The sequence below is a fragment of the Spirosoma daeguense genome, from assembly GCF_054776875.1.
Genome location: NZ_BAAHBF010000005.1, coordinates 407,403 through 427,956, shown reverse-complemented (window position 1 = coordinate 427,956; position 20,554 = coordinate 407,403). Strand labels below are relative to the sequence as shown.

Below are 20,554 nucleotides of genomic sequence, written 5' to 3'. Positions count from 1 at the left end.
TTCACTCACTAATGAGTTGTAAGGTTTGCGGAGGCAGGGCATTCCAAAGTTCTTCGCGTATCTGTTTAACTTCGGCCAGCGCCTTTCGTCCGGCAGCCGTTACGGTAAAATATCGCTTCCGGCGGCCACCTCGTTCGGCTGTAGCACCACCCATCCGCGACGATAGAAATCCTTTCTCTTCCAGCCGTTGCAGGGTCGTATGTACCGTACTGAACCCAACCGAACGCCCGGTTTTCTGCTCGATTTCCTGCGTAATCGTTACGCCGTAGGCTTCTTCGTCAAGAATCGCTACGGTCAGCAAAACAACTTCTTCAAATTCACCCAAAAAGGCTCTTTTCATGGTAAAAAGCATTTGATACGATAATGTCGAACAAATAAGGGGCCAATACTATAAATCGGCTTTCCTGATAAAATTCAGCCATTTATGCTACGTTTATTTTCCAGAACCTGTCCGATTCTGGACAAACGTTGTCCGCAAAACGGACAAGCAATTCGATAGAAAAAGAAATGAGTAACTTTGGCTAATGGATTACCAGCTCTATGATATTGATCCTGTTCTGTGCCCATTTGTCAGTATAATTTGCTCCATAGAACATAGCTCTCCAGTGCTGGGTGCTCTGCCAGTGCGGGTGTTGCCCGATACCTGTGTTGAGCTATTTGTGAACCTGACAAAACCGCAGCAAATGGCGTGGTCAACTGGCAACGTTCCGTCGCCTAGTCGGTGCTTTATTACGTCTCGTATGAACCGGTTTATGGATATTCAATCGAAAACCGACGTAGCGTTTGTATCGGTTTGTTTTTGCGGGAGTCTGGCGTATCGGTTCTTTCCGGTATCTATGCACGATGTTGCCAACGAGGTGGTTGATCTTCGTGATTTATGGGGCGATCAGGCCGATGAAATGATGGATCGTGTCGATAATGCATCGACCATGACAGCGCGCGTTAAACTCATTCAGCAATACCTTATGCAGCAACTTCAACAGTCTGCTACGTATGATCTGGGAGTTGATTTCTGCGTTCGTCAGATAGAGCAGGCCAATGGTCAGCTTTCGCTCGAAGAGTTAGCTAATCAGGCAGGTATCAGCAATCGGCAACTGGTACGGCGGTTTAATCAATACGTTGGTTTGTCGCCGAAAGAGTTTGCTCGAATGGTTACGTTTAAAAATGCGCTTAACTACCTCAAAAAACATCCTGCTTGTAGCTTAACTGAAGTTGCCTATGAAGGTGGATATTATGATCAGGCTCACTTTATTCGTACCTGCCGTGACTATTCGGGGCTTACACCCGGCCAGTTAGTCGAAAGGAACAACGTATTGTATTGCTGGATTGATTAGGCTGAACGTAGCGTTTGTTGAGGTTCGATTTATACAGTCGTAAACGTTTATTTTTCAGTGCAGTAGCTCATGGGTGTCTTTAATGATATCCATAACGAAAACACTTTGTGCCTTTCCTATTCCTTTCATCTCGCCTAGTTGATTGATGAAAAAATCGTGATACGTTTCCATGTTTTCCGTAACGATCTTGAGCATGAAATCATACTCTCCCGCAATATTGAAGCACTCGATCACTTCGGTAAACGCCACAATTCCCTGCACAAACTCCTGAGCAGCTTGTTTGTCGTGCTCTTTCAGTGCTACAAGGCAAAGCACCGTGAGTTTTCGGTTCAGTTTTCGACTGTTGAGCAAGGCCGCATATTGTTTGATAACGCCCGTTTGCTCCATCCGTTTAATACGTTCATGAGTTGGTGTTGGACTAAGATGAACGCGCTGTGCAATTTCTCGTACCGTTAGTTTGGCGTTACGTTCGAGCAACCGTAGAATGGCATAGTCTTTCTCATCGAGCGGTAACGTATCACTTATTCGCTGTTCTATTTCGGCCATGTAAATTGCTAGATTTTTTTACTATGTTCTATCAGATTGGTAAAATCTGATCACTTGTTCTAAAAGTAAACAATATCTTTTTATTGCGTTCTAAAAATAGGTGTTTTGCGAACACAAACCATTTTATTAAAGCGTGTCACGTCAGCAACTCATACTCATTATAGCATCGGTTAGTGTATTTTTCGAAGCACTTGACATTGCCATTATTAACCTGACAATGCCTTTGATTCAGCGGGCGTTCGATCTGACAATGAATCAGGTGCAGTGGCTTCAAACGTTCTATGTTCTGATGTATGGCGGTCTGTTGATTCTGGGCGGCCGATTGACCGATATTGCTGGTCGTAAGCGGGTTTTCCTGATAGCGTCTAGCCTGTTTCTGCTATTTTCGTTGGGTGCGGGTCTGGCAAGTACGTTTGCGTGGCTGCTTGCGTTTAGAGGTATGCAGGGAATAGCCGCTGCCTTATTGATGCCATCGGCTTTATCTATTGTTACCAAAACTTTCACCGAAACAGCGGCACGCAGCCGAGCCATTGGTATCGTCAGTTCGTTTGCGGCTATCGGGTCTGGTAGTGGCCTTTCTGTGGGCGGACTCATTGCCAGTCAGTTCGGATGGCAGTGGGTATTTTTTATCAACGTACCGGTTATTTTGCTGACGCTGGCGTTGGCGTACCGATATATTCCAGACGATTCTCCTCGCACTGAGTCATTTCCCGATATGAGTCTGGGGTTACTGTTAACCGGCCTGATCATTACACTTTCTTATCTGGTTCATGAACTAGGCAACTGGCGTACCGAATGGCCTTTATTAGCAGGATTGAGTTTGCTGGAAATCGGTGGTATTTTCGTCTTCCTCAAACGTAACGCCACACAAACGGAGCCGCTAATTGATTTCAGTATTCTTCGGCCATCGCTAGCGGCCATCAGCGTTTTTCTGTGTCTGGGCGCGTCGTTTACCGGATTTCTTTTTCTTATATCGCTTGTCCTGCAAAATGATCGTCATCTGAGTGCATCACAGGCGGGGTTGCTGCTGTTTCCGTTCAGCATACTGTCCGCCATTGCCGGAAAAGTTTTCATTCCTGCGTTGATCAAGCGGTTCAGTGTGGCGCAGATTGCGCTGATGGGTATGACTTCATTAACCCTGAGCGGACTATTGCTGCTTTATCATACGCAGCTTGCCCCCGAAAATTATGTTCCGCTGTTATTGGCAATGGCTTGTGCCAACGGAATTGGTATTGCGCTGGCATATTCAGGATTGACGGTTCTTGCCTTTCAACAGATTCCTGAAGCCAATCACGGACTGGCGTCTGGTGTTGCCACTACGGCTTATTTTTTCGGTGGTGGTCTGGGATTATCCGGTCTGTCACTCTTTTTAGTTGATGATCCCGTTAACAATCTGGCAGTTGGTTCGTGGCCGCTGATTGTGCTGACAATCTATGCCGCTTTGGGGGTTATTGGCCTAGTAGCGTATTCGTTTTCAGGGCGTTGGGCCAGAAAAATAGCAACGGCTGCCTAAGTTCTCAATACGATTACGACCATGTCCGATTTATACAATTACGTATGTTGAATTCGTCGCACCTTTGCCAGCGATCATAAACAACAATACGTATGCGAAACGTAATTTTATGTCTGGCAGTAAGTCTGGATGGATATATCGAAGGGCCAAATGGCGAATACGACTGGTGCATGACCGACCAGGATTATGGAATGAATGCGTTTCTGGAACGTATCGACGCCATTCTCATTGGCCGAAAAAGCTACGATCTGCTAAACGACGTGAGCGAACAGGCCAGCGAATATTCATTCCCTCAATTCAAAAAATACGTATTCTCTAATACGTTGACAGAAGTTGGTGACGGTGCAGAACTGATTAACGGTGACTGGAAAGCGAAAGTTATTGAGTTGAAAGAACAGCCTGGTAAAGATTTCTGGTTGTATGGCGGGGCCGATCTTACTACGTCGTTTATGAACGAAGGACTGGTCGATGAACTAGTACTGGCCGTTCACCCGATCATTCTGGGAGCCGGGAAACCGCTTTTTCAGCACATTAAAGACCGCGTCAAACTGACGTTGATCGATTCGCAAACGTATTCAACCGGATTGGTTTCACTGACGTATCAGGTAAACTAACCAATACGTTCTCAAGCCACTACGTAGTGGCTTGAGAATTGATTTTATCGGCCGATAAAGCCATTTGCTGTCAACTGAACGGCCTTTAAATCAAAGCCTAACTGCTTGACACTATCATAAACCGACTGTTGGAGTTTCGCTAATCCGGCAGTGTCGTTTTTCTTCTTCAGATTCTGGTAACCAGCCAGCGCAATCATCGATTGATACGCCATTGTTTCGGCTACTTTCTGTTTCTCGGCATCCGGTACGTTTTTCATCTTCGAATTGCTCGCCAACGATTCCTGAACCATCTCGCGCACGCTGTTGAAACCGCTTTTATTGTTGTATTCCTGCCCGTTGGCAATTTGCCAGTTAAGCACCAGATAAGCAGTCATAACGTCGGCCAGATTACGTCCCGAAAATCCGTATCCTGCCAATAGCTTATCGAATTCATTTATCAGGCGTCCATTCGCTAAAAGCTTTTCCAGTTGCGGCTTAGCGGTTGGATTAGCCTTACTTAACTGGTTGATATAAGTCGATTTGGCTTGATTGCTAATGGCTGATGAACGGGTGAAATCCAGACTACGTAGCGAGGCTGATGTAGAAGATATGGTCTTACTTTTCGATTTCCGGGACGACTTCTTATACGAATTCATCAACGTATTGTTGATCATCGAAAAGTTCGACATGTACAACGCTTCGCCAGATGCAATCGACGAGTTGATTTCGTATTGGGCGTTGCTGATAACAGGCGATAGGAAGAAGATGAAGATGCTGAACAGAAGTACATTTTTCATACGTAACGAAGTTGTTGCTTAATGCCAGAAAAGCTATAGCTCCACTTTTTCTGTTTTTGCTACGTGATCGGCAATACCGTCAATAATTGTTGCCCAGTCGGCTTCGTGCAATTCGTGACCAGTTCCTTCAAGCGGAATGAGCGTTGAATTCTTTAGTTCACGTAACATCACTTTAGTGTGTTGAAAAGGCCAAATCAAATCATCGGTGCCATGAATGAGCAAGGCGGGTTGTTTGATGGATTGAATCTTTCCATAATAAGCTTCGCCCCCTTGCAACGTAGCGTGATTGAACATGCTCCGGTAGTTGTCAGCGCGTCGGAATTCTTCCCGAGCCATTGTTTCGCTACGTTTCCGGTTGAACGGTTTTTTTCCATTCATCAGCGCGGCTCCCTCCACCATATACGCAACCACCTCTGTCTCATTGGCCCAATCGACCGAATCGGCTTTCGCCTGAAAAGCTACGATACGTGAGTCCATTTCCGGAATATCAGGATCTGAATCGCCCCAGGGACCAGTTGCGATAAGGGTTAACGACAACACTCGTTCTGGATACGTCAATGCTGCAATTTGAGAAATCAATCCGCCAAGAGAAATACCTGCAAAATGAGCCGAAGTACATTGATATCCGTCGAGTATGGCAATTGCGTCATTGGCCAGATCGACAATATCGTAAGGCGCAGTACCGGGCGGATACGTAGTGGATCGACCAACATCCCGATAATCGTAACGAATTACAAAAAGTCCTTTGTCTGCTAAACGCTGACAAAATTCCTCGTCCCAGAATAGCATCGACACAGTTGCGCCAGCCAGTAACAATACAGCAGGTTGGTCTGAATTACCAAACCATTGAGTGGCTAACTGTACACCCTTATAATTGATTATTTTCTCCGACATATCCAGCGAAATACGAATGTCTCTTCTCCAGATGTAATTGATAGATCAGTTTTTTGTTTCAATCTGAGTTGATTTTTAAGTTTTAACCTGCTGGAAAAGAGTTGGAAAGGATATTTTTAGTACGTATTGGGAGAAATTTACTACGTTGTGTTCTTGTACTTGTTTCACCTAACAAGCTGGGTCAATTGGTGAAGGTCGTCTTGAGTCTAAATAGGTGAATCAGACGCGTAACAACGATAAGTAGGTTCAGCAAAGCCACAGTCCCGAAAAGAATCGCTACGTCGGGAAGCATCAGAAAAATACGTTCTGCACTCAATACGCGCCCACTCAAAGCCGTAACCAGATGAGGACTGAATAGGATTATGAAAAAAGGAATTAATCGACCGAATAAATAGAGCCAGCCCCGCCAGCGAGGGTGTCTATGATAGGTCTGAAACCATTGATTCAACCGTAAAAGGCGACGTACGGCCAATCCGATAATTACCAGCAATATCGCGTCGATAGCAATCGGGAAGACCCAGTCGGGTAGCGTAGGGTATTCTGGTTCCTGATTGGTAAGTATGGCCGCGATGCCCCGGATAAATGAATTATAATCGACAAACGGGTTGAGTCCTCCATTGAAAAGGATTACTACACCATAGCCATCTTTGGTAAGCAGGAGTTGTTCGGCACTGTAAGTCCATAAAATTCCGCTGTGGTAAAGGTTATGCTCCTGATCAACGATCCAACCCATACCGTAGCGTGATTTGGTACTATCCAGCGGATTGTGCATAGCGGCTAATGATTTAGCACTCAGCAGTTGCAGGTTATCAAAGCGTCCATAATTTAATTGAAGTCTGAGCCAGCTGGCCATATCATTCACGCTGGAACGCATCCCAGCCGAGCCGTCGATAAACCAGTCTGGTTCCTGTATCGGAACGGGTTGCCCAAGAACATAAACGTGCCCTTTTGCTACGTGCTGTTTACCCTCAACCAGTGCTTTTGTCGTCGGTACATCGCTGGTATGTTCCATGTGCAGCGGTTCGAAAATATGCGCTTGTAAATAAACAGGGAACGGCTCGTGGCTGACGGTTTCTACGATCTTTGCCAATACGCGATAATTCGGATTATGATAATGAAATTGTTCATCGGGTTTGCTGACCAGCCGGGCAGCTCTCATCTGTGCGATTGCTTCATCCAACGTAGCAGGTTGTTCGGAGAGGGCCAACTCTGGAAAACCAGTATCGGTCAGGCCGCTTGTTTGGTGCAGGAGTTGCCGAACGGTTATTGAGGCTCCTTTTGCATCATTTAGTTGGAATGAAGGAATATAGTGAACAACGGGCGCGTCGAGGTTTATTTGGTCGGCATCCACCAGTTGCATAATTGCCATTGCCGTAAAGGCTTTACTGAGTGAAGCAATCGCAAAGGGCGTATCGGCAGTTATAGGCGTTTTGTTGGCTGTGTGGCCATAACCTTTCGAAAAAAGCAACGTATCGTTACGTACCACAGCGATGGCTAAACCGGGAACGCTGCTTTTCGCAAACCTTGCCTGAACGTAGCGATCGATGCGGGCGTCAATTGGTTGGGCAAACGTAGCCCTAAAGCTGAATAGAGCTATCAGCCAGCTAATAAACACCACTCTTAACAATGTCATTCTGTGAAGATAGATTATTGGTTGATACGTTCGTTCGCTGCAAATTTCTGCCCGAACGTAGCGAAAACGATGTACATTGGAGAAGAAATCAGGAACGAGCAATTTTATATCGGATGTGACTCAGTTGCGTAGGGATGATTCCCAGATAAGACGCAATATGATACTGCGGAATGAGTTGCCCCTCAGTAACTAACGATAGCGCCCTTCTCTTGATTTGTTAACATATAACAGATTATACAACAGGTTCAAACCGTGAAATGACAGTCACTTTAGAAACGGTTCTACAACAATATGAGTCTTTATTGACCAAGCGACTAACTTATGGTGAGGCTGATCGGTGGGCTTGGAACATGATGCAGTTACAAGATGAACATAAGCTTGTTTATGAGCCGCCGGAAGATGAAAAGCTACTATGGGAGCTTATCCTGTATCTATATGGAATCGATATGCCTGATTCAAGGGATTTAACAAAACCTATTACCACTGACTTGGATATAGTTGACTTCCTTAAACAGAAAGGAGTTTACAAGCTGTAAGCTAACATAAACGCACTTATACAACAAATCAGATCATGAGTCCTGAAGAGAAGAAATTTGATTTATATCGTACTGTTCTTCGCTTCTTAGCCTTCAAAATAACTGACAACCTAAAGAGAATCTATCTTGATATCGACCTAAGTATTAATCGAATGACCTTACTGGCCATTTTTGAAGATGAACCTAGCGAATACGAGTTAGAACTGTTTGATGATATCGTTACGAACAGCAATGCTCATATTCCCGATTTATTTGTGGATCAGAAATATAAGTTGAGGAGAGATATTCAGCGAGGAGAAAAACACGAATTTATCGTGTTTGCTACTCACGATCAGATATAGGATTTAGTACTTTCCTAATTGAAGCGGTAAGCTACGCTTAGCTTCTAATCTTGGTCAATCCACATAACAATTCTTAGTTATAAAACCTCTCTGAATATAGTGCAAACGTAACGTATATAAACCGTTTGCATTTTTTCTGTATTTAAAATCTGTTCAAAGCAATAATTAAAAGTCTCCAAACTCGCGAACGTATTGTAGTTGGCCTGTAGAGGTTCGCATTGGGTAATATGGTTTTCCGGTAATTAAGGACGTGTATCCGCCCACATTGGCCGCAGGGGAAACCTATTTTTCGTACTCTGCCTATATTTATGCAGGCTCAATCAGCTAACTTGAGTCGCTTGTCTGTGGAGTCCGGTTTTTCGGCTTGCTGACGGTCAATTTTATGGAGGCTCCCGAAACGATTAATTTAACCTTATCTCAGAAAATCCGGCTGGCTGCTACGGTATTCGCGATTTACTGGCCGCTACGTTTTTATATTAACCTGAATTCATTTGATTTAGAAAGGGTAAGTGCTTTCTGGTGGTTTATCTGGCTGTCGGAAATACCGATTACCATTACGCTTTTCACCTTTTGGCTAAGCCTTACCGAATGGCTGGAAAATAAACTGAATGGACGTTCAGGGTTTCTTTTTCTGTCGGAAGGGAAGTTTACCGTTCAGGTAGCTACACTGCTCATTGCGGGAGTGCTGTCGGTTGGATTTGACCGGGCTTTTTTCGAGGGTTTGCATCAGGCCCGCAAAACATTCAGCCCGTCAGGAGATTCTATAATTCCCGGCTTGGAAACCTTGACCCCATCAGAAAGAAAGCTGATTTTAAGCAGGAAAGGAGGGCAACGACGACAAAAAGCAACAACGGCGCTCACGGTTATGGCCTTGCTGATGGCTTACTATTTAGCCGCCAACCGACGCCGAGAAAAGGTAGTTGCCCATTTGCAGGTGAATGCCGAACAGCTACAACGGGAAGCATCACAGGCGCAATTCGATGCCTTAAAAAATCAGGTCAATCCGCATTTTCTGTTTAATAGTCTGAGCATTTTGTCTTCGTTAGTGGAGGTCAATCCTAAATTATCCATTCGGTTCATCAATCAACTTGCTAAAGTATACCGCTATATTTTAGAGCAGCGCGGCTCAGAACGGGTCAATCTGAAAACGGAACTGGAGTTTTTAGGTGCCTATTGTTTTTTGCTCACAATTCGCTTCGATGATCGGTTTCAACTTGTAAATACCATTTCGGAAGAAGAAGCGCTCCGGTTCAACATTGCTCCGCTAACCTTGCAGTTGCTGATGGAAAATGCGGTCAAACATAATCAGATATCGCGGAAACAACCCCTGATTGTTACGTTGACTATCGACGAACAGTATTTGTTAATAAGCAATCCGATTCTCTGTCGTCTGACGGATGGAACCTTCACCGAAAATTCCACTGGTATAGGTCTGGCCAATATTACGAATCGTTATCGATTGCTCACTGACCGACCCGTATTGGTTAATCAGAAGGATAACACCTTCACGGTCAGCATTCCCCTTTTAGTATGAACGTAGTTATTATTGAAGATGAGTCACTTTCGGCCCAGCGCCTGAAGTCGCTGATACGTGATTATGATTCGTCAATACAGGTAGTTGCTTTATTAGGTTCTGTTGCTGACGCCATTGAGTGGTTTCAGGAGCAGCCAGCTACGGCCCAGCCCGAACTGGTTTTTATGGACATTCATCTGGAAGATGGCAGTGCCTTCAGCATTATTCAAAAAGTGAAGCTCAGGACGCCGATCATCTTTACTACGGCTTACGAAACCTATGCTATTCAGGCTTTCAAAGCGAATAGCGTCGATTATTTATTGAAACCCATTGACGAAATCGAACTAGCTGCGGCCATCGATAAATTCAAATGGACTCAGCAAAATCAACGTAACGCTACGTCCAGCACGTCAAAATGGTCGGCTTTGTTAAGCTGGCAGGATACGCCTGAGCAGGTTACCTACAAAGACCGGTTTATGGTAACGGTCGGTACAAAGATTAAAAGTATTGGTATAGAGCAGATTGCCTACTTTTTTTACGAAGACAAAACTACGTATCTGGTCACGCAGGACGGGCAAAATATGGTGGTTGAATATAGTCTGGATAAAGTAACCAGCATGCTCGATCCACATCAGTTTTTTCGGGTTAATCGGGCCTATCTGGTCAGTTTACCAGCCATCTCTTCCATTCATACGTATTCAGGTAGCAAAACGAATCTGAAATTAGAGCCTTCTTCCCGGCACGATGTGTTCGTTAGTCCCGACCGACTAACCGATTTTAAGAAGTGGCTGGGCAAGTAATGATGCTTTTTCCTCTGGTAAAGGTCAATTTTCGACCCTTAAAATTTGACTTTCGACCCAAAAAAAACCGGAATAGACCGTAGCGATTTGGTTCTGGAGCGGGTTGCACTCAAATTTATGATACAATTTTCAGGTTTACCTCTACTAAACTTCATCTGACATACTTACAGTTATCTGAATGAGAACACCTTCGTTCCAACTCTACTCCTGACTTTTCTCGCTGGTAGCGTATGCTTCGTGAATAGCCTCCTATAAGGCGATACGTAGCAGAAAAACGATTTTTGATTTATAGATAGGAGAAAGCAGTCTGGCTTTGCTGGATTGCTTTTTTGTGTTTTCAGGGCAACGTAGCAGATTCGCTCAGTAGGTTTGTTCCAATGTAGAGCAACATCAATAATGCACTACTTGAGCCAATCAACAAGGTATAACGAAAGGCGGCACTTCTGAACTAGTTAACGTTAACGTAGTTACTTGAAATCCTAAAAAAGATTCGAATAATAAAATAAATTGATATTTAACCCGCGCTTCAATAACTTGTAGTGAAACTAGCAATCATAGCCTGTCCTCACTTTATTGTAAGCACTAATGAAGAAACGATTTACTTCCAGCGTTGCCCTATTGATTTTACTTCCCGGTATTGTGTTGGCGCAAGGCAACTACGTGGTTAATACGTCAAATTCGTCTACCCCTGCTACGTATAATACGCTTGTGGGCCCAAGTGCAGGCAATCTGTCGATGACAGGTTCCTATAATAGTTTTTTTGGATACAATACCGGAACCTATACTACCTCGGGAGCCAATAATACGTTTATCGGCTATGCTGCGGGCAATAGTAATTCGATTGGGGTTCAGAATAGTTTTGTCGGATTTGGCTCGGGAAGAGAGAATACAACCGGCAGTTACAACAATTTTCTGGGATATGCAGCCGGACAGGGAAATACAACCGGCAGTTATAATACGTTCTTGGGGTACCGATCGGGCTACGTAAACTCGTCGGGAAATTACAATACGTTTCTGGGTAACTTTTCGGGTTATATGAACTCGATAGGTATAAATAATACGTTTCTGGGCTATTATTCAGGCTACGGGAATACGTCGGGAAATAGTAATACGTTTCTGGGTTATTTCGCTGGCTTATCGAATTCAGTCGGTTCTCAAAATACGTTTCTGGGCTATTTTGCCGGGTATGCTAACACCACTGGTATGAACAATACGTTTGTGGGGTTACAGGCAGGACAGAATGTTACTACTGGTAATAACAACGTAATTATTGGCCCTAAGTCGGGTACAACGATTACGAATAGCAGCGACAATGTACTGTTAGGTTATAATTCTCAGACCGGGCAAGGGCAGGGCGGCCATCATGTCATTATCGGAAGTGAAGCCGGTAGTGGGCTTTGGGCGGGAGAGAGCAACACGCTTATTGGCCACCGGGCTGGTGCCGAATCGCCGGAACTTCATCATGCTACAGCGTTGGGAGCGGGTGCTCGGGTAGCAATTAGCGATGCTATCGTGTTAGGAAATAATGCCAATGTTGGTATCGGTACGTCGTCGCCAACAGCCCGGCTGGAGGTGGTTGGCCCCGGTGAACATTCGAGCGGTATACGCATGACCCGGCTTACGGCCAGCAGTCCGGCATCGAATCTGACTGACCAATTTCTGACGGTTAACGAGAAAGGTGACGTAGTTAAAGGTCGTTATCAGCTACGTATCAATAGTAGTGATGAATGGAGCGATAAGGTTTTTGAACCTGCTTATCGACTGCCAACACTAGGGTGGGTAAACACTTATATAGGTCAGCACGGTCATTTGCCCGGCGTTCCATCGGCAACGGACGTAGTAAAGAATGGAGTTGATCTGGCGAAGTTTAACGCTACGTTACTCGAAAAAATAGAGGAGCTTACCCTCTATAGTATTCAACTGGAAAAAGCCGATCAGGCCAAGAAGCAGGAATTGCAACAACTGAAGACCGAAGTAAGTGAGCTTAAGTTGTTAGTAAAGCAATTGCTGGAAAGGAAATAGAACCGCAACGGCGGCCCGGCGGGCCGCCGTTGCGGTTCAGACTACTCGCTACGTAAACTTTTCACCGGATTCATCAACGCTGCTTTTATGCTGTGGAAGCTGATGGTTGCGAGGGCGACCAGAATGGCTCCTAAACCGACGAGCGCAAACACGCCGATACTGATGTCGATGCGATACGGATACTCGGCCAACCATTGTTGCATCAAAAACCAGGTCAGCGGAATGGCAATGATTAGGGCAACCAGCACCAGCTTGACAAAATCGCGGGAGATGAGCAGGATGATACCCGGAATGCTGGCACCCAGCACCTTGCGAACGCCAATTTCTTTGGTACGTTGCTCAATCGCCATCAACGCAACGGCAAATAAGCCCAGACACGACAGCAGAATTGCAATGCCCGACGCAAAACTGACCATCTGTGCCATCGACTCCTCATTCCGGTAAAGAGCGTCGATATTTGCGTCGACGAACGTACCCGTAAATTCGGCGCCTGGTGCAATACTGGCCCATAGGTTTTTCATCTTTTCCATCGAACTGTTCAGACTCTGGGGCGTTACGCGAACAAAAATGTAACTGATTGCCTCGGTAGCCGAAATGTGCATGGTAATAGGCTTCGGTTTTTGCTGGAGCGAATACAGGTGAAAATCAGGAATAAGCCCAATAATCTGGATTTTCGCGCCCCCCGAATCGGTCTGAAAAAACTTGCCGACAGGATCTTTTTCTCCGATCTGTTTGGCCATCGTTTCCGAAATTACTACCCGATCTAGTGAATCGGACGGATAAGACGGGCTGAACTCCCGACCTGCCAGAAGTTTGATACCGAGCGTTTTAAGGTAATCGTAATCGACCAGCAGCCAGTCGGTCGATACTTCTTTTTCTTTGTAGGTGAACCCTAAAACCGACCGTGACGTAGAGCCATCTTTGCCCCGGCCCAGATTCACGCCCGACCCCGAAATTGCCAGCACCGACGGGTCATTGGCGAGCTTGTTACGTAGGCGTTGTACTAATTGACGACCACTATACTTGTTGCCAACCGGAATGCTAATGACCTGTTCTTTTTCGTAACCCAGCGGCCTTGTGCGCAGAAAATCGACCTGCTGAAGCGCAAAAATGGTACAGCAGGTTAATAGACAGGAAATCGTAAACTGGGTTACAATTAACGAGTTGCGAAGGAAGCCGGGCCTTTTTACGGTGATTTTACCTTTCAGCACCTCAACTGTATTGAACTTGGTCATCTGCCAGGAAGGATACCCACCGGCCACCAGTGTAACGAGCAGAAACATTCCCAAAATACCGACGATAGCACCAGGCTTAAAAAGATAGGACAGTTCAATTCTGGCGTTGAAATAGGCGTTAAACGTTGTTATAAGTGAAAACGCCAGCACCGTACCGATCAGAAAACCCGCCAGACACAACAGCGCCGACTCACCCCAGATTTGGGCAAATAACTGCTTCTTTAAAGCCCCCAGCGATTTGCGCACACCAACCTCACGGGCACGCGTAAACGAACGGGCAATGCTTAAATTGATGAAATTAATACTGGCAATCAGCAGAATAAAAACGGCAATCCCCAGCAACGCATACACAATAGCGACCGGCGCACCCGAACCAGCAATTTCCCGGTCAAAGTGGACTTTGGCGAAATTCTGGAACCGAATCGCTAACAAATCACCACGTTCATCGGGTTTGGCACCCTGTTTTTTCAGCTTATCAATATCAAACGCAAAGTATTTCTGCGAAAACGATTTAAGCCGATTCTCCAGTGCATTCTGACTGACATTCGGAGCCAGTTTCACGTAAGCCGAATGAGAAAACGCATCCCATTGATTTTTAGAATTCCGGTAAGCAGACGTATTTTCAATCCGAGCCAGTGCTTCGTACCGAAGCGACGAGTTGTCGGGAGTATCGGCCAAAACGCCTGTTACTACGTATTCCTGGTGGTTGCCATCGCTTCCGAGACGTAGCGTTTTCCCAATCGGATCTTCATCGCCAAAAACAGCGTTAGCCGTACTTTCGTTGATAACCAGATTACTTAAATCACGTAGCGCCACAGCCCGGCTGCCTTTTAGCATCGGAAACGAAAACACCTTCAGGAAATCGGCATCGACGTATTTAATTCCTTTCTCAATAAATTTCCCCTTGTATTCAATCAGCGTGCTTCCGTCCAGATACCGGGTAGCGGCTTCTATTTCCGGGTATTCATTTTTCAATGCCGGTGTCAATGGCATGGGCATACCACCCGAACGGCTTGCCTTGTCAGGGTCGTTCGTGAAGCGATAGACCTGATAAATACGATCAAGGTCTTCATGAAATGAGTCGAACGTAAGCTGACGATACACCATCAGAAACAAAAACGTGCAGACGCAAAATGCAACTGATAAACCGAAGATGTTGATGGCGGCATAGCCTTTACTACGCCAAAGTGTACGTAGTGCGATTTTGATGTAGTTCCGTAGCATTGTAGGGTTTACTATATAAGATGTTGAATATGAGTCAGATTGTTTTTTGTGAATGAATCGGGGTTTGACGAACCCCACTACGTCGCACCAGTATTGCCAGCGTGCCCGTTGCAGTCCGTTTTGACGTACCTGCCACAAAAAATCCTCATGTAAGTCGCCCTGTACTTCCTCCAATCGGTCAGGATCGCAGAAGAAGCAGAGCAATCGGTCGGCGAGCTTGGGCGGTTGGCTTTGCATGGGTTGTTAGTGTAGAGACAGGGCATGCATGCCCTGTCTCTACAGGGTTATTCACTACGTAACGATTTCACCGGATTCATCAGGGCGGCTTTGATGCTTTGGAAGCTCACTGTCAACAAAGCGATTACCAACGCTACGAATCCTGCCAGCAGAAACACCCACCACTGCACGTCGGTACGGTAAGCAAAATCGCTCAGCCATAAGCTCATGGCGTACCAGGCAATCGGAGTAGCAATCACAATGGAAATGAGCACCAACTTGATAAAATCTTTCGCCAGCAGTTCGATAATGCCCGTTACGCTGGCTCCCAGCACTTTCCGAACGCCAATTTCGCGCGTGCGTACTTGCGCTGTATACGTAGCAAGCCCAAACAGACCAAGGCATGAAATCAGAATTGCAATACCTGCAAAGAGGTTGAACAACTGCCCCGTTTGTTGTTCCGACTTATACAGACGGTTGAACGATTCATCTAAAAAGGCGTAATCGAACGGGAAATCAGGGTTATATTGTTTGAAGGAACGTTGCGTTGCGGCCACTGCCTGTTGAGCATCTTGCCCCGTAGTTTTAACGTACATGGCGTACATTTGCGAAGGCCGATAATAGAAAACAGCTGGTTCAATTTTCTGCCGCATCGACTCAAAATGGAAGTCTTTCACGACGCCAACAATAGTGCCTTTGTCTTTCCACAAACGGAACGATTTACCAATCGGATCTTTAATTCTTGCCCGTTTAACTGCGGTTTCGTTCAGGATGAAATGGAGCGAATCGGAAGGTGTACCGGCAAAATTTGCACCCTGCAACAGCTTAATTTTAAAAAACGGAATAAAGTCTTTGTCGATGGAGATGGGACGTATAAACATGGTTTCGCCTTTCTCCTTGCCATCCCATTCATTGTCGCCGGTTTGCGCGCCAATCTGAACAATATTGCTACTGGCGCGCGTAACGTCTGCTACGCCCGGTTTGCTCATTAGCTCAGTTTTTACGGCATCGTAATGCTTGCTCATGTCGTCACGCATGAAAAAACCAAACACGTGCGTTTTGTCGTACCCTAACTCTTTCGATTGAATGTAATTCAGTTGATTGCTGATAATGAACGTACTGGCTATCAGAATCACCGATACCGCAAACTGAGTCACGACCAGAGCTTTCCGAAACATAGCTTCACTAAATCTGGCTGAGACTTTCCCTTTTAACGCCTTGAGCGGTTCAAAGGAAGAGAGTAGCAACGCCGGGTAAATGCTCGAAGCCGCCAACGTACCGGCAATGGTAAGGCCAATGAGCCGCCAGAGCCGATAGTCTGTAAAGTCGAGAATGAGTTCTTTTTGGGTAAGCTGATTGTAAGCAGGCAACAGTACGTACATCAATCCAAAAGCCAACGTAGCAGCCAGCGAAAAAAGTAGGGTTGTTTCGATCAGAAATTGCATAAACAACTGACTTTTAGCTGCTCCCACAATCTTACGCATACTTACTTCTTTCGAACGTAGCAGGGCGCGGGCGGTGCTCAGGTTCACGTAGTTGATGCAGGCGATGACCAAAATCAGCAGCGCAATAATCGAAAACATACGTACCGTTTCGATACCCCCTTCCGAACCATCGGCTTTGTATAGGTGCATGTCGGTCAGCGGTTGCAGCAGATACGTCAGGTCGGTGTCGTCGGGTTTGTTACGTAGGTGAATAGTACGTAGCTTGTCGGTCAACGTAACGATTGATGCGCCGGGTTGAAGCACGAAATACGTATCGTAGTTGAAGCTATGGAAATCGTTATGCCGATTCAGTCCATCGGTCTTATCCTTATACATACCGTCGAACATGAGCGAAATCGGTAGAATCATGTCGCGTCGGATGCTCGAATTCTTCGGAAAATCCCGGATCACACCACTCACTTTAAACGAGTTATTGTTGGAGCTGGTCAGTACTTTACCAATCGGATTTTCAGTGCCGAAAAACCGTTTCGCCGTGGTTTCCGTCAGCACAACCGAATGATTATCAGGAAATGGATTCGCCGGATTTCCCTGAATTAGCGGGAAATCGAACATCGAAAACAGCGTCGGGTCGGCAAAGGTTGTATTCTCTTCGTTGAACGTTTTGTCTTTGTATTTGAACAAGGAGTACATGTAGTTGTACGACAACCGGGTTGCCTCTTTGATCTCCGGTAATTCCTTTTTACCCATTTCGGCAATGGGCGCTACAGTCGATGTCCAGATTTGTCGGCTGCTGCCGGTACCGGCCCAGTTTTCGAGCCGGTAGATGTTGGTAGACTGGCGATGGAAACGATCAAAACTAAGTTCATCCTGCACCCATAGGAGAATCAGGATACCGACGGCTAATCCAGCCGTTAGCCCGGTTATATTGATAAGCGAATAGAATCGGTTTTTTAACAGATTCCGCCAGGCCGTTCTAAAATAGCTACGGATCATAATTGGACTTATTAAGTAGGTTTTTGAATACGTATCAGTCTGTTGATTTTTGACAAAACGGGGTTGTAAAAAACCGAGTACATCCCACCAGTATCGCCAGTTGGCGCGTCGTTTGCCCACCCGTCGAACTTGATAGGCAAACTCTTCCTGCAAATCGCCCTGAACTTCCTCCAATCGGTGCGGAGCACAGAACAGACGTAGCAATTGGTCGGCGAGTTTGGGTGGTTGTTTCATGATTTGAGATGGGTAGAGACAGGGCACGCCCTGTCTCTACAGGGGTCATTCACTACGTAGTGATTTCACTGGATTCATCAGGGCAGCTCTTACGCTCTGGAAACTCACCGTCAGCAACGCAATGGCTATAGCGATCAGGCCAGCGAGGGCAAACACCCACCATGTAAGGTCGATTTTATAGGCAAAGCTCTGTAACCACTCATTCATGGCCCACCATGCTACGGGCGATGCGATGACGATGGCAATGGCGACGAGCTTCAGAAAATCTTTCGAGAGCAAACCGACGATACTGTTTACCGACGCGCCCAGCACTTTCCGAACCCCAATTTCTTTAGTACGTTGCTCGGCCGTGAACGTAGCAAGCCCAAACAAACCTAAGCAGGAAATAAAGACGGCCAAACAGGCAAAAAAGGTAGAAAGCTGACTAACAATCTGTTCGCTCTGATAAAGTCGGGCATATTCCTGATCCGAAAACTGATAGGTAAACGGAAAATTAGGGTTCAGGTCTTTACAAATTTTTTCCAGTCCAGCTAATGCTTCCCGCGTTTTTCCGGCTTCAGTACGTATCAGAATTGTGCCCCAGCGTGGCTCCTTTCGGAGACGAATAATGAGCGGTTCAATACTTTGCCGCATCGAGTTGAAGTGAAAATCTTTTAACACCCCAACGATGGTGCCTTTTCTTGAGCCCCAGCTTAATGGCTGACCAATAGGCTGTTTGTAGCCAATTTTCTTCAATGCCGTTTCATTGATCAGGAAATTCAGCGTATCTGTTCCGTAGGCTTCCGAGAAATCACGTCCTGTTAACAACTTTATATTCAGTGTTTTCGCGAAATCATACCCCACGGCCGTATTGGCAAACGAGGTGAACAGGCTGGGCGATTTCCCGGTCCAGTTGACATCCGTTATATGATGACCCAAGCCCGTTGGCGATTCTTCCATGCGCGAGACGGTGGCAATGCCATCCAGTTGTCCGGCTTCCTGTTTAAATAAATCGTATTTGCCAATCAATTCGCCTTCAAGCGGAACGTAGACCAGATTCTGTCGGTCGAATCCAAGATTTTTAGACTGGAAATAGGCCATCTGCCGGTAAATGACAATCATACCCACAATCAAAATAATTGATAGCGAGAACTGAAAAACCACCAGCCCTTTCCGGAATAATAACGCGCCTAAACCCGTCCGAACCGACGTAACAGAACCTTTTAGAATACGTATCGGATTGAGCGACGACAGGAACAATGCCGGGTAGCTGCCCGCAACTGAACCCGTTAGTAGTAATAAACCAATCAGGCCCAGCCAAAAAACAGGCTGGTTCAGAGGTAACATCAGCGTTTTTCCGGTAAGCTCATTAAACGTTGGCAGGAGCGCCAAAACTAAACCGATCGCAATCACCACGGCGAAAAATGTAAGCAGAATGGCTTCGCTCATAAACTGCCCGATCAGCGCAAACCGAGCCGCACCGACCACTTTCCGAACGCCCACTTCCTTTGCCCGTTTCTGCGAACGTGCCGTAGCCAGATTCATAAAATTGATACAGGCAATCAGCAGAATAAATACCGCAACCAGACTAAACAGCCGAACGTACTCGATACGTCCGCCATCAAGTTGACCATCTTTAAACGTCGAATGGAGGTATTTTTCAGGAAATGACTGCAAAGCAACTTCGATCCGGTGGCCCGTCGTTTTGGGCGTGTATCGATACACGAAATCTTTGATTTTGGCTTCTACCTTTGCTGGATCAATGGCTTGCCCGTTTCGGTCGGTACGTAGCTGCACGAACGTAACCGGATCGGTGTTGCCCCAGCGTTTGGTCCAATCGTTTTCTTTAACGAAATCGCTCCAGGGGGTTAAAAAATCGAACTGTAGCGACGAGTTGGCGGGTGGGTTTTCGAACACGGCGCTGACCATCAGATTGCTTTTGTTATTGTAGCGAATGCTCTGGCCTAGCGCTTTGGCCGGACTTCCGAAAAAAACCTCCGCCATTTTTCGCGAAATAGCAATGCCACCCGGTGTTGTTAAGGCCGTTTCGATAGTGCCTTCCAGCAGCGAATAACTAAACATCTTGAAAAAATCGCCACCAGCCGCCGTGCCCGACATTTTGTCAACCTTATCGCCAACCGCAAATGTTGATGCGTTATTCCACTCCAGCGCACTGGCATACTGAACCTCGGGAACCACGCGCTTCAATTCGTCGGCCAGCAGCCCCTGCGTAAAATAGTTGGCTTCTACTTTGCCGTCGAAATACGCACGTTCATAAACCTGATACAGATTATCACCATTGGCATGAAAACCGTCGATGCTACGTTCATCCTGCACCCATAGCATAATCAGCAGGCTACAGGCCAAACCTAACACCAGACTCAGAATGTTGATCGCCGTAAACGACTTGTTGCGGACCAGATTCCGCCGGGCAATTTTAAGATAGTTTCCAATCATAACAGGGTTCATTAAATTGGTTGTTTGATAGGTATCAGCTTGTTGTTTTCGCATAAATCGGGGCTTCATAAAGCCCAATACGTCCCACCAGTATCGCCAGCGAGCACGCCGTTCGCCCACCCGTCGAACTTGATACGTAAACTCTTCCTGCAAATCGCCCTGAACTTCCTCCAATCGGTGCGGAGCACAGAACAGACGTAGCAATCGGTCGGCGAGTTTGGGTGGTTGTTTCATGATTTGTGATGGGTA

The 20,554-nt window shown here is 46.1% G+C and carries 16 protein-coding genes; 8 read left to right on the top strand and 8 right to left on the bottom strand.

Annotated elements, in window-relative coordinates; translation table 11 throughout:
- Position 1: 1 nt before the first annotated feature.
- A complete protein-coding gene (locus ACYVD4_RS18095) occupies positions 2-340 on the bottom strand; it encodes a PadR family transcriptional regulator (protein WP_460948230.1) in 339 nt (112 codons plus the stop codon).
- A gap of 184 nt (positions 341-524) precedes the next feature.
- Between ACYVD4_RS18095 and ACYVD4_RS18090 the strand changes: the two genes are divergently transcribed.
- Positions 525-1,334, top strand: coding sequence for a helix-turn-helix domain-containing protein (locus ACYVD4_RS18090; RefSeq protein WP_460948228.1), 810 nt, complete (start codon positions 525-527; stop codon positions 1,332-1,334).
- Between the two features lie 54 nt (positions 1,335-1,388).
- Here ACYVD4_RS18090 and ACYVD4_RS18085 read toward each other — a convergent pair whose 3' ends face one another.
- Complete coding sequence (locus ACYVD4_RS18085) at positions 1,389-1,880, bottom strand: Lrp/AsnC family transcriptional regulator (RefSeq protein ID WP_460948226.1); 492 nt, start codon at positions 1,878-1,880, stop codon at positions 1,389-1,391.
- Between the two features lie 133 nt (positions 1,881-2,013).
- Here ACYVD4_RS18085 and ACYVD4_RS18080 point away from each other — a divergent pair, with 133 nt between their 5' ends.
- Both ACYVD4_RS18080 and ACYVD4_RS18075 read left to right on the top strand, forming a co-directional pair.
- On the top strand, positions 2,014-3,393 hold the full coding sequence (locus tag ACYVD4_RS18080; RefSeq protein WP_460948224.1) for an MFS transporter: 1,380 nt from the start codon (positions 2,014-2,016) through the stop codon (positions 3,391-3,393).
- 92 nt (positions 3,394-3,485) lie between these two features.
- Entirely contained in the window at positions 3,486-4,007 is a 522-nt protein-coding gene (locus ACYVD4_RS18075) for a dihydrofolate reductase family protein (RefSeq protein ID WP_460948222.1), read from the top strand.
- A gap of 44 nt (positions 4,008-4,051) precedes the next feature.
- Here the strand turns inward: ACYVD4_RS18075 and ACYVD4_RS18070 are convergent, their stop codons facing one another.
- From ACYVD4_RS18070 to ACYVD4_RS18060, 3 genes are all read right to left on the bottom strand, one after another.
- Positions 4,052-4,783, bottom strand: coding sequence for a DUF6683 family protein (locus ACYVD4_RS18070; RefSeq protein ID WP_460948220.1), 732 nt, complete (start codon positions 4,781-4,783; stop codon positions 4,052-4,054).
- 33 nt (positions 4,784-4,816) lie between these two features.
- Complete coding sequence (estT, locus tag ACYVD4_RS18065) at positions 4,817-5,677, bottom strand: macrolide hydrolase EstT (protein WP_460948218.1); 861 nt, start codon at positions 5,675-5,677, stop codon at positions 4,817-4,819.
- A gap of 181 nt (positions 5,678-5,858) precedes the next feature.
- Positions 5,859-7,310, bottom strand: coding sequence for a serine hydrolase domain-containing protein (locus ACYVD4_RS18060; RefSeq protein WP_460948215.1), 1,452 nt, complete (start codon positions 7,308-7,310; stop codon positions 5,859-5,861).
- Between the two features lie 257 nt (positions 7,311-7,567).
- On the opposite strand from ACYVD4_RS18060, the gene ACYVD4_RS18055 reads away from it, so the two are divergent.
- The 5 genes from ACYVD4_RS18055 (at position 7,568) to ACYVD4_RS18035 (ending at position 12,522) form a co-directional block, all read left to right on the top strand.
- Positions 7,568-7,846: a hypothetical protein gene (locus tag ACYVD4_RS18055; RefSeq protein WP_460948213.1), complete on the top strand. Its 279-nt coding sequence runs from the start codon at positions 7,568-7,570 to the stop codon at positions 7,844-7,846.
- Between the two features lie 35 nt (positions 7,847-7,881).
- Positions 7,882-8,187 carry a hypothetical protein gene (locus tag ACYVD4_RS18050; RefSeq protein ID WP_460948211.1) on the top strand — a complete coding sequence of 102 codons (306 nt, stop codon included), beginning with the start codon at positions 7,882-7,884 and terminating at the stop codon, positions 8,185-8,187.
- Positions 8,188-8,569: 382 nt separating this feature from the next.
- A complete protein-coding gene (locus ACYVD4_RS18045) occupies positions 8,570-9,721 on the top strand; it encodes a sensor histidine kinase (protein ID WP_460948209.1) in 1,152 nt (383 codons plus the stop codon).
- Positions 9,718-10,500 (top strand): LytR/AlgR family response regulator transcription factor, encoded by a 783-nt coding sequence (locus tag ACYVD4_RS18040; RefSeq protein WP_460948207.1) that lies wholly within the window; start codon positions 9,718-9,720, stop codon positions 10,498-10,500. Before ACYVD4_RS18045 ends, ACYVD4_RS18040 begins: the two co-directional genes overlap by 4 nt.
- A 585-nt stretch (positions 10,501-11,085) precedes the next feature.
- On the top strand, positions 11,086-12,522 hold the full coding sequence (locus ACYVD4_RS18035; protein ID WP_460948205.1) for a hypothetical protein: 1,437 nt from the start codon (positions 11,086-11,088) through the stop codon (positions 12,520-12,522).
- 41 nt (positions 12,523-12,563) lie between these two features.
- Here ACYVD4_RS18035 and ACYVD4_RS18030 read toward each other — a convergent pair whose 3' ends face one another.
- Genes ACYVD4_RS18030 through ACYVD4_RS18020 form a run of 3 tightly spaced genes read right to left on the bottom strand, consistent with a single transcriptional unit; the run spans position 12,564 to position 20,539 of the window.
- Positions 12,564-15,218, bottom strand: a complete 2,655-nt coding sequence (locus ACYVD4_RS18030) for an ABC transporter permease (protein ID WP_460948203.1) — start codon at positions 15,216-15,218, stop codon at positions 12,564-12,566.
- A 47-nt stretch (positions 15,219-15,265) separates the two neighbouring features.
- Positions 15,266-17,869 carry an ABC transporter permease gene (locus tag ACYVD4_RS18025; RefSeq protein WP_460948201.1) on the bottom strand — a complete coding sequence of 868 codons (2,604 nt, stop codon included), beginning with the start codon at positions 17,867-17,869 and terminating at the stop codon, positions 15,266-15,268.
- Between the two features lie 45 nt (positions 17,870-17,914).
- Complete coding sequence (locus ACYVD4_RS18020; RefSeq protein ID WP_460948199.1) at positions 17,915-20,539, bottom strand: permease prefix domain 2-containing transporter; 2,625 nt, start codon at positions 20,537-20,539, stop codon at positions 17,915-17,917.
- Positions 20,540-20,554 lie beyond the last annotated feature (15 nt).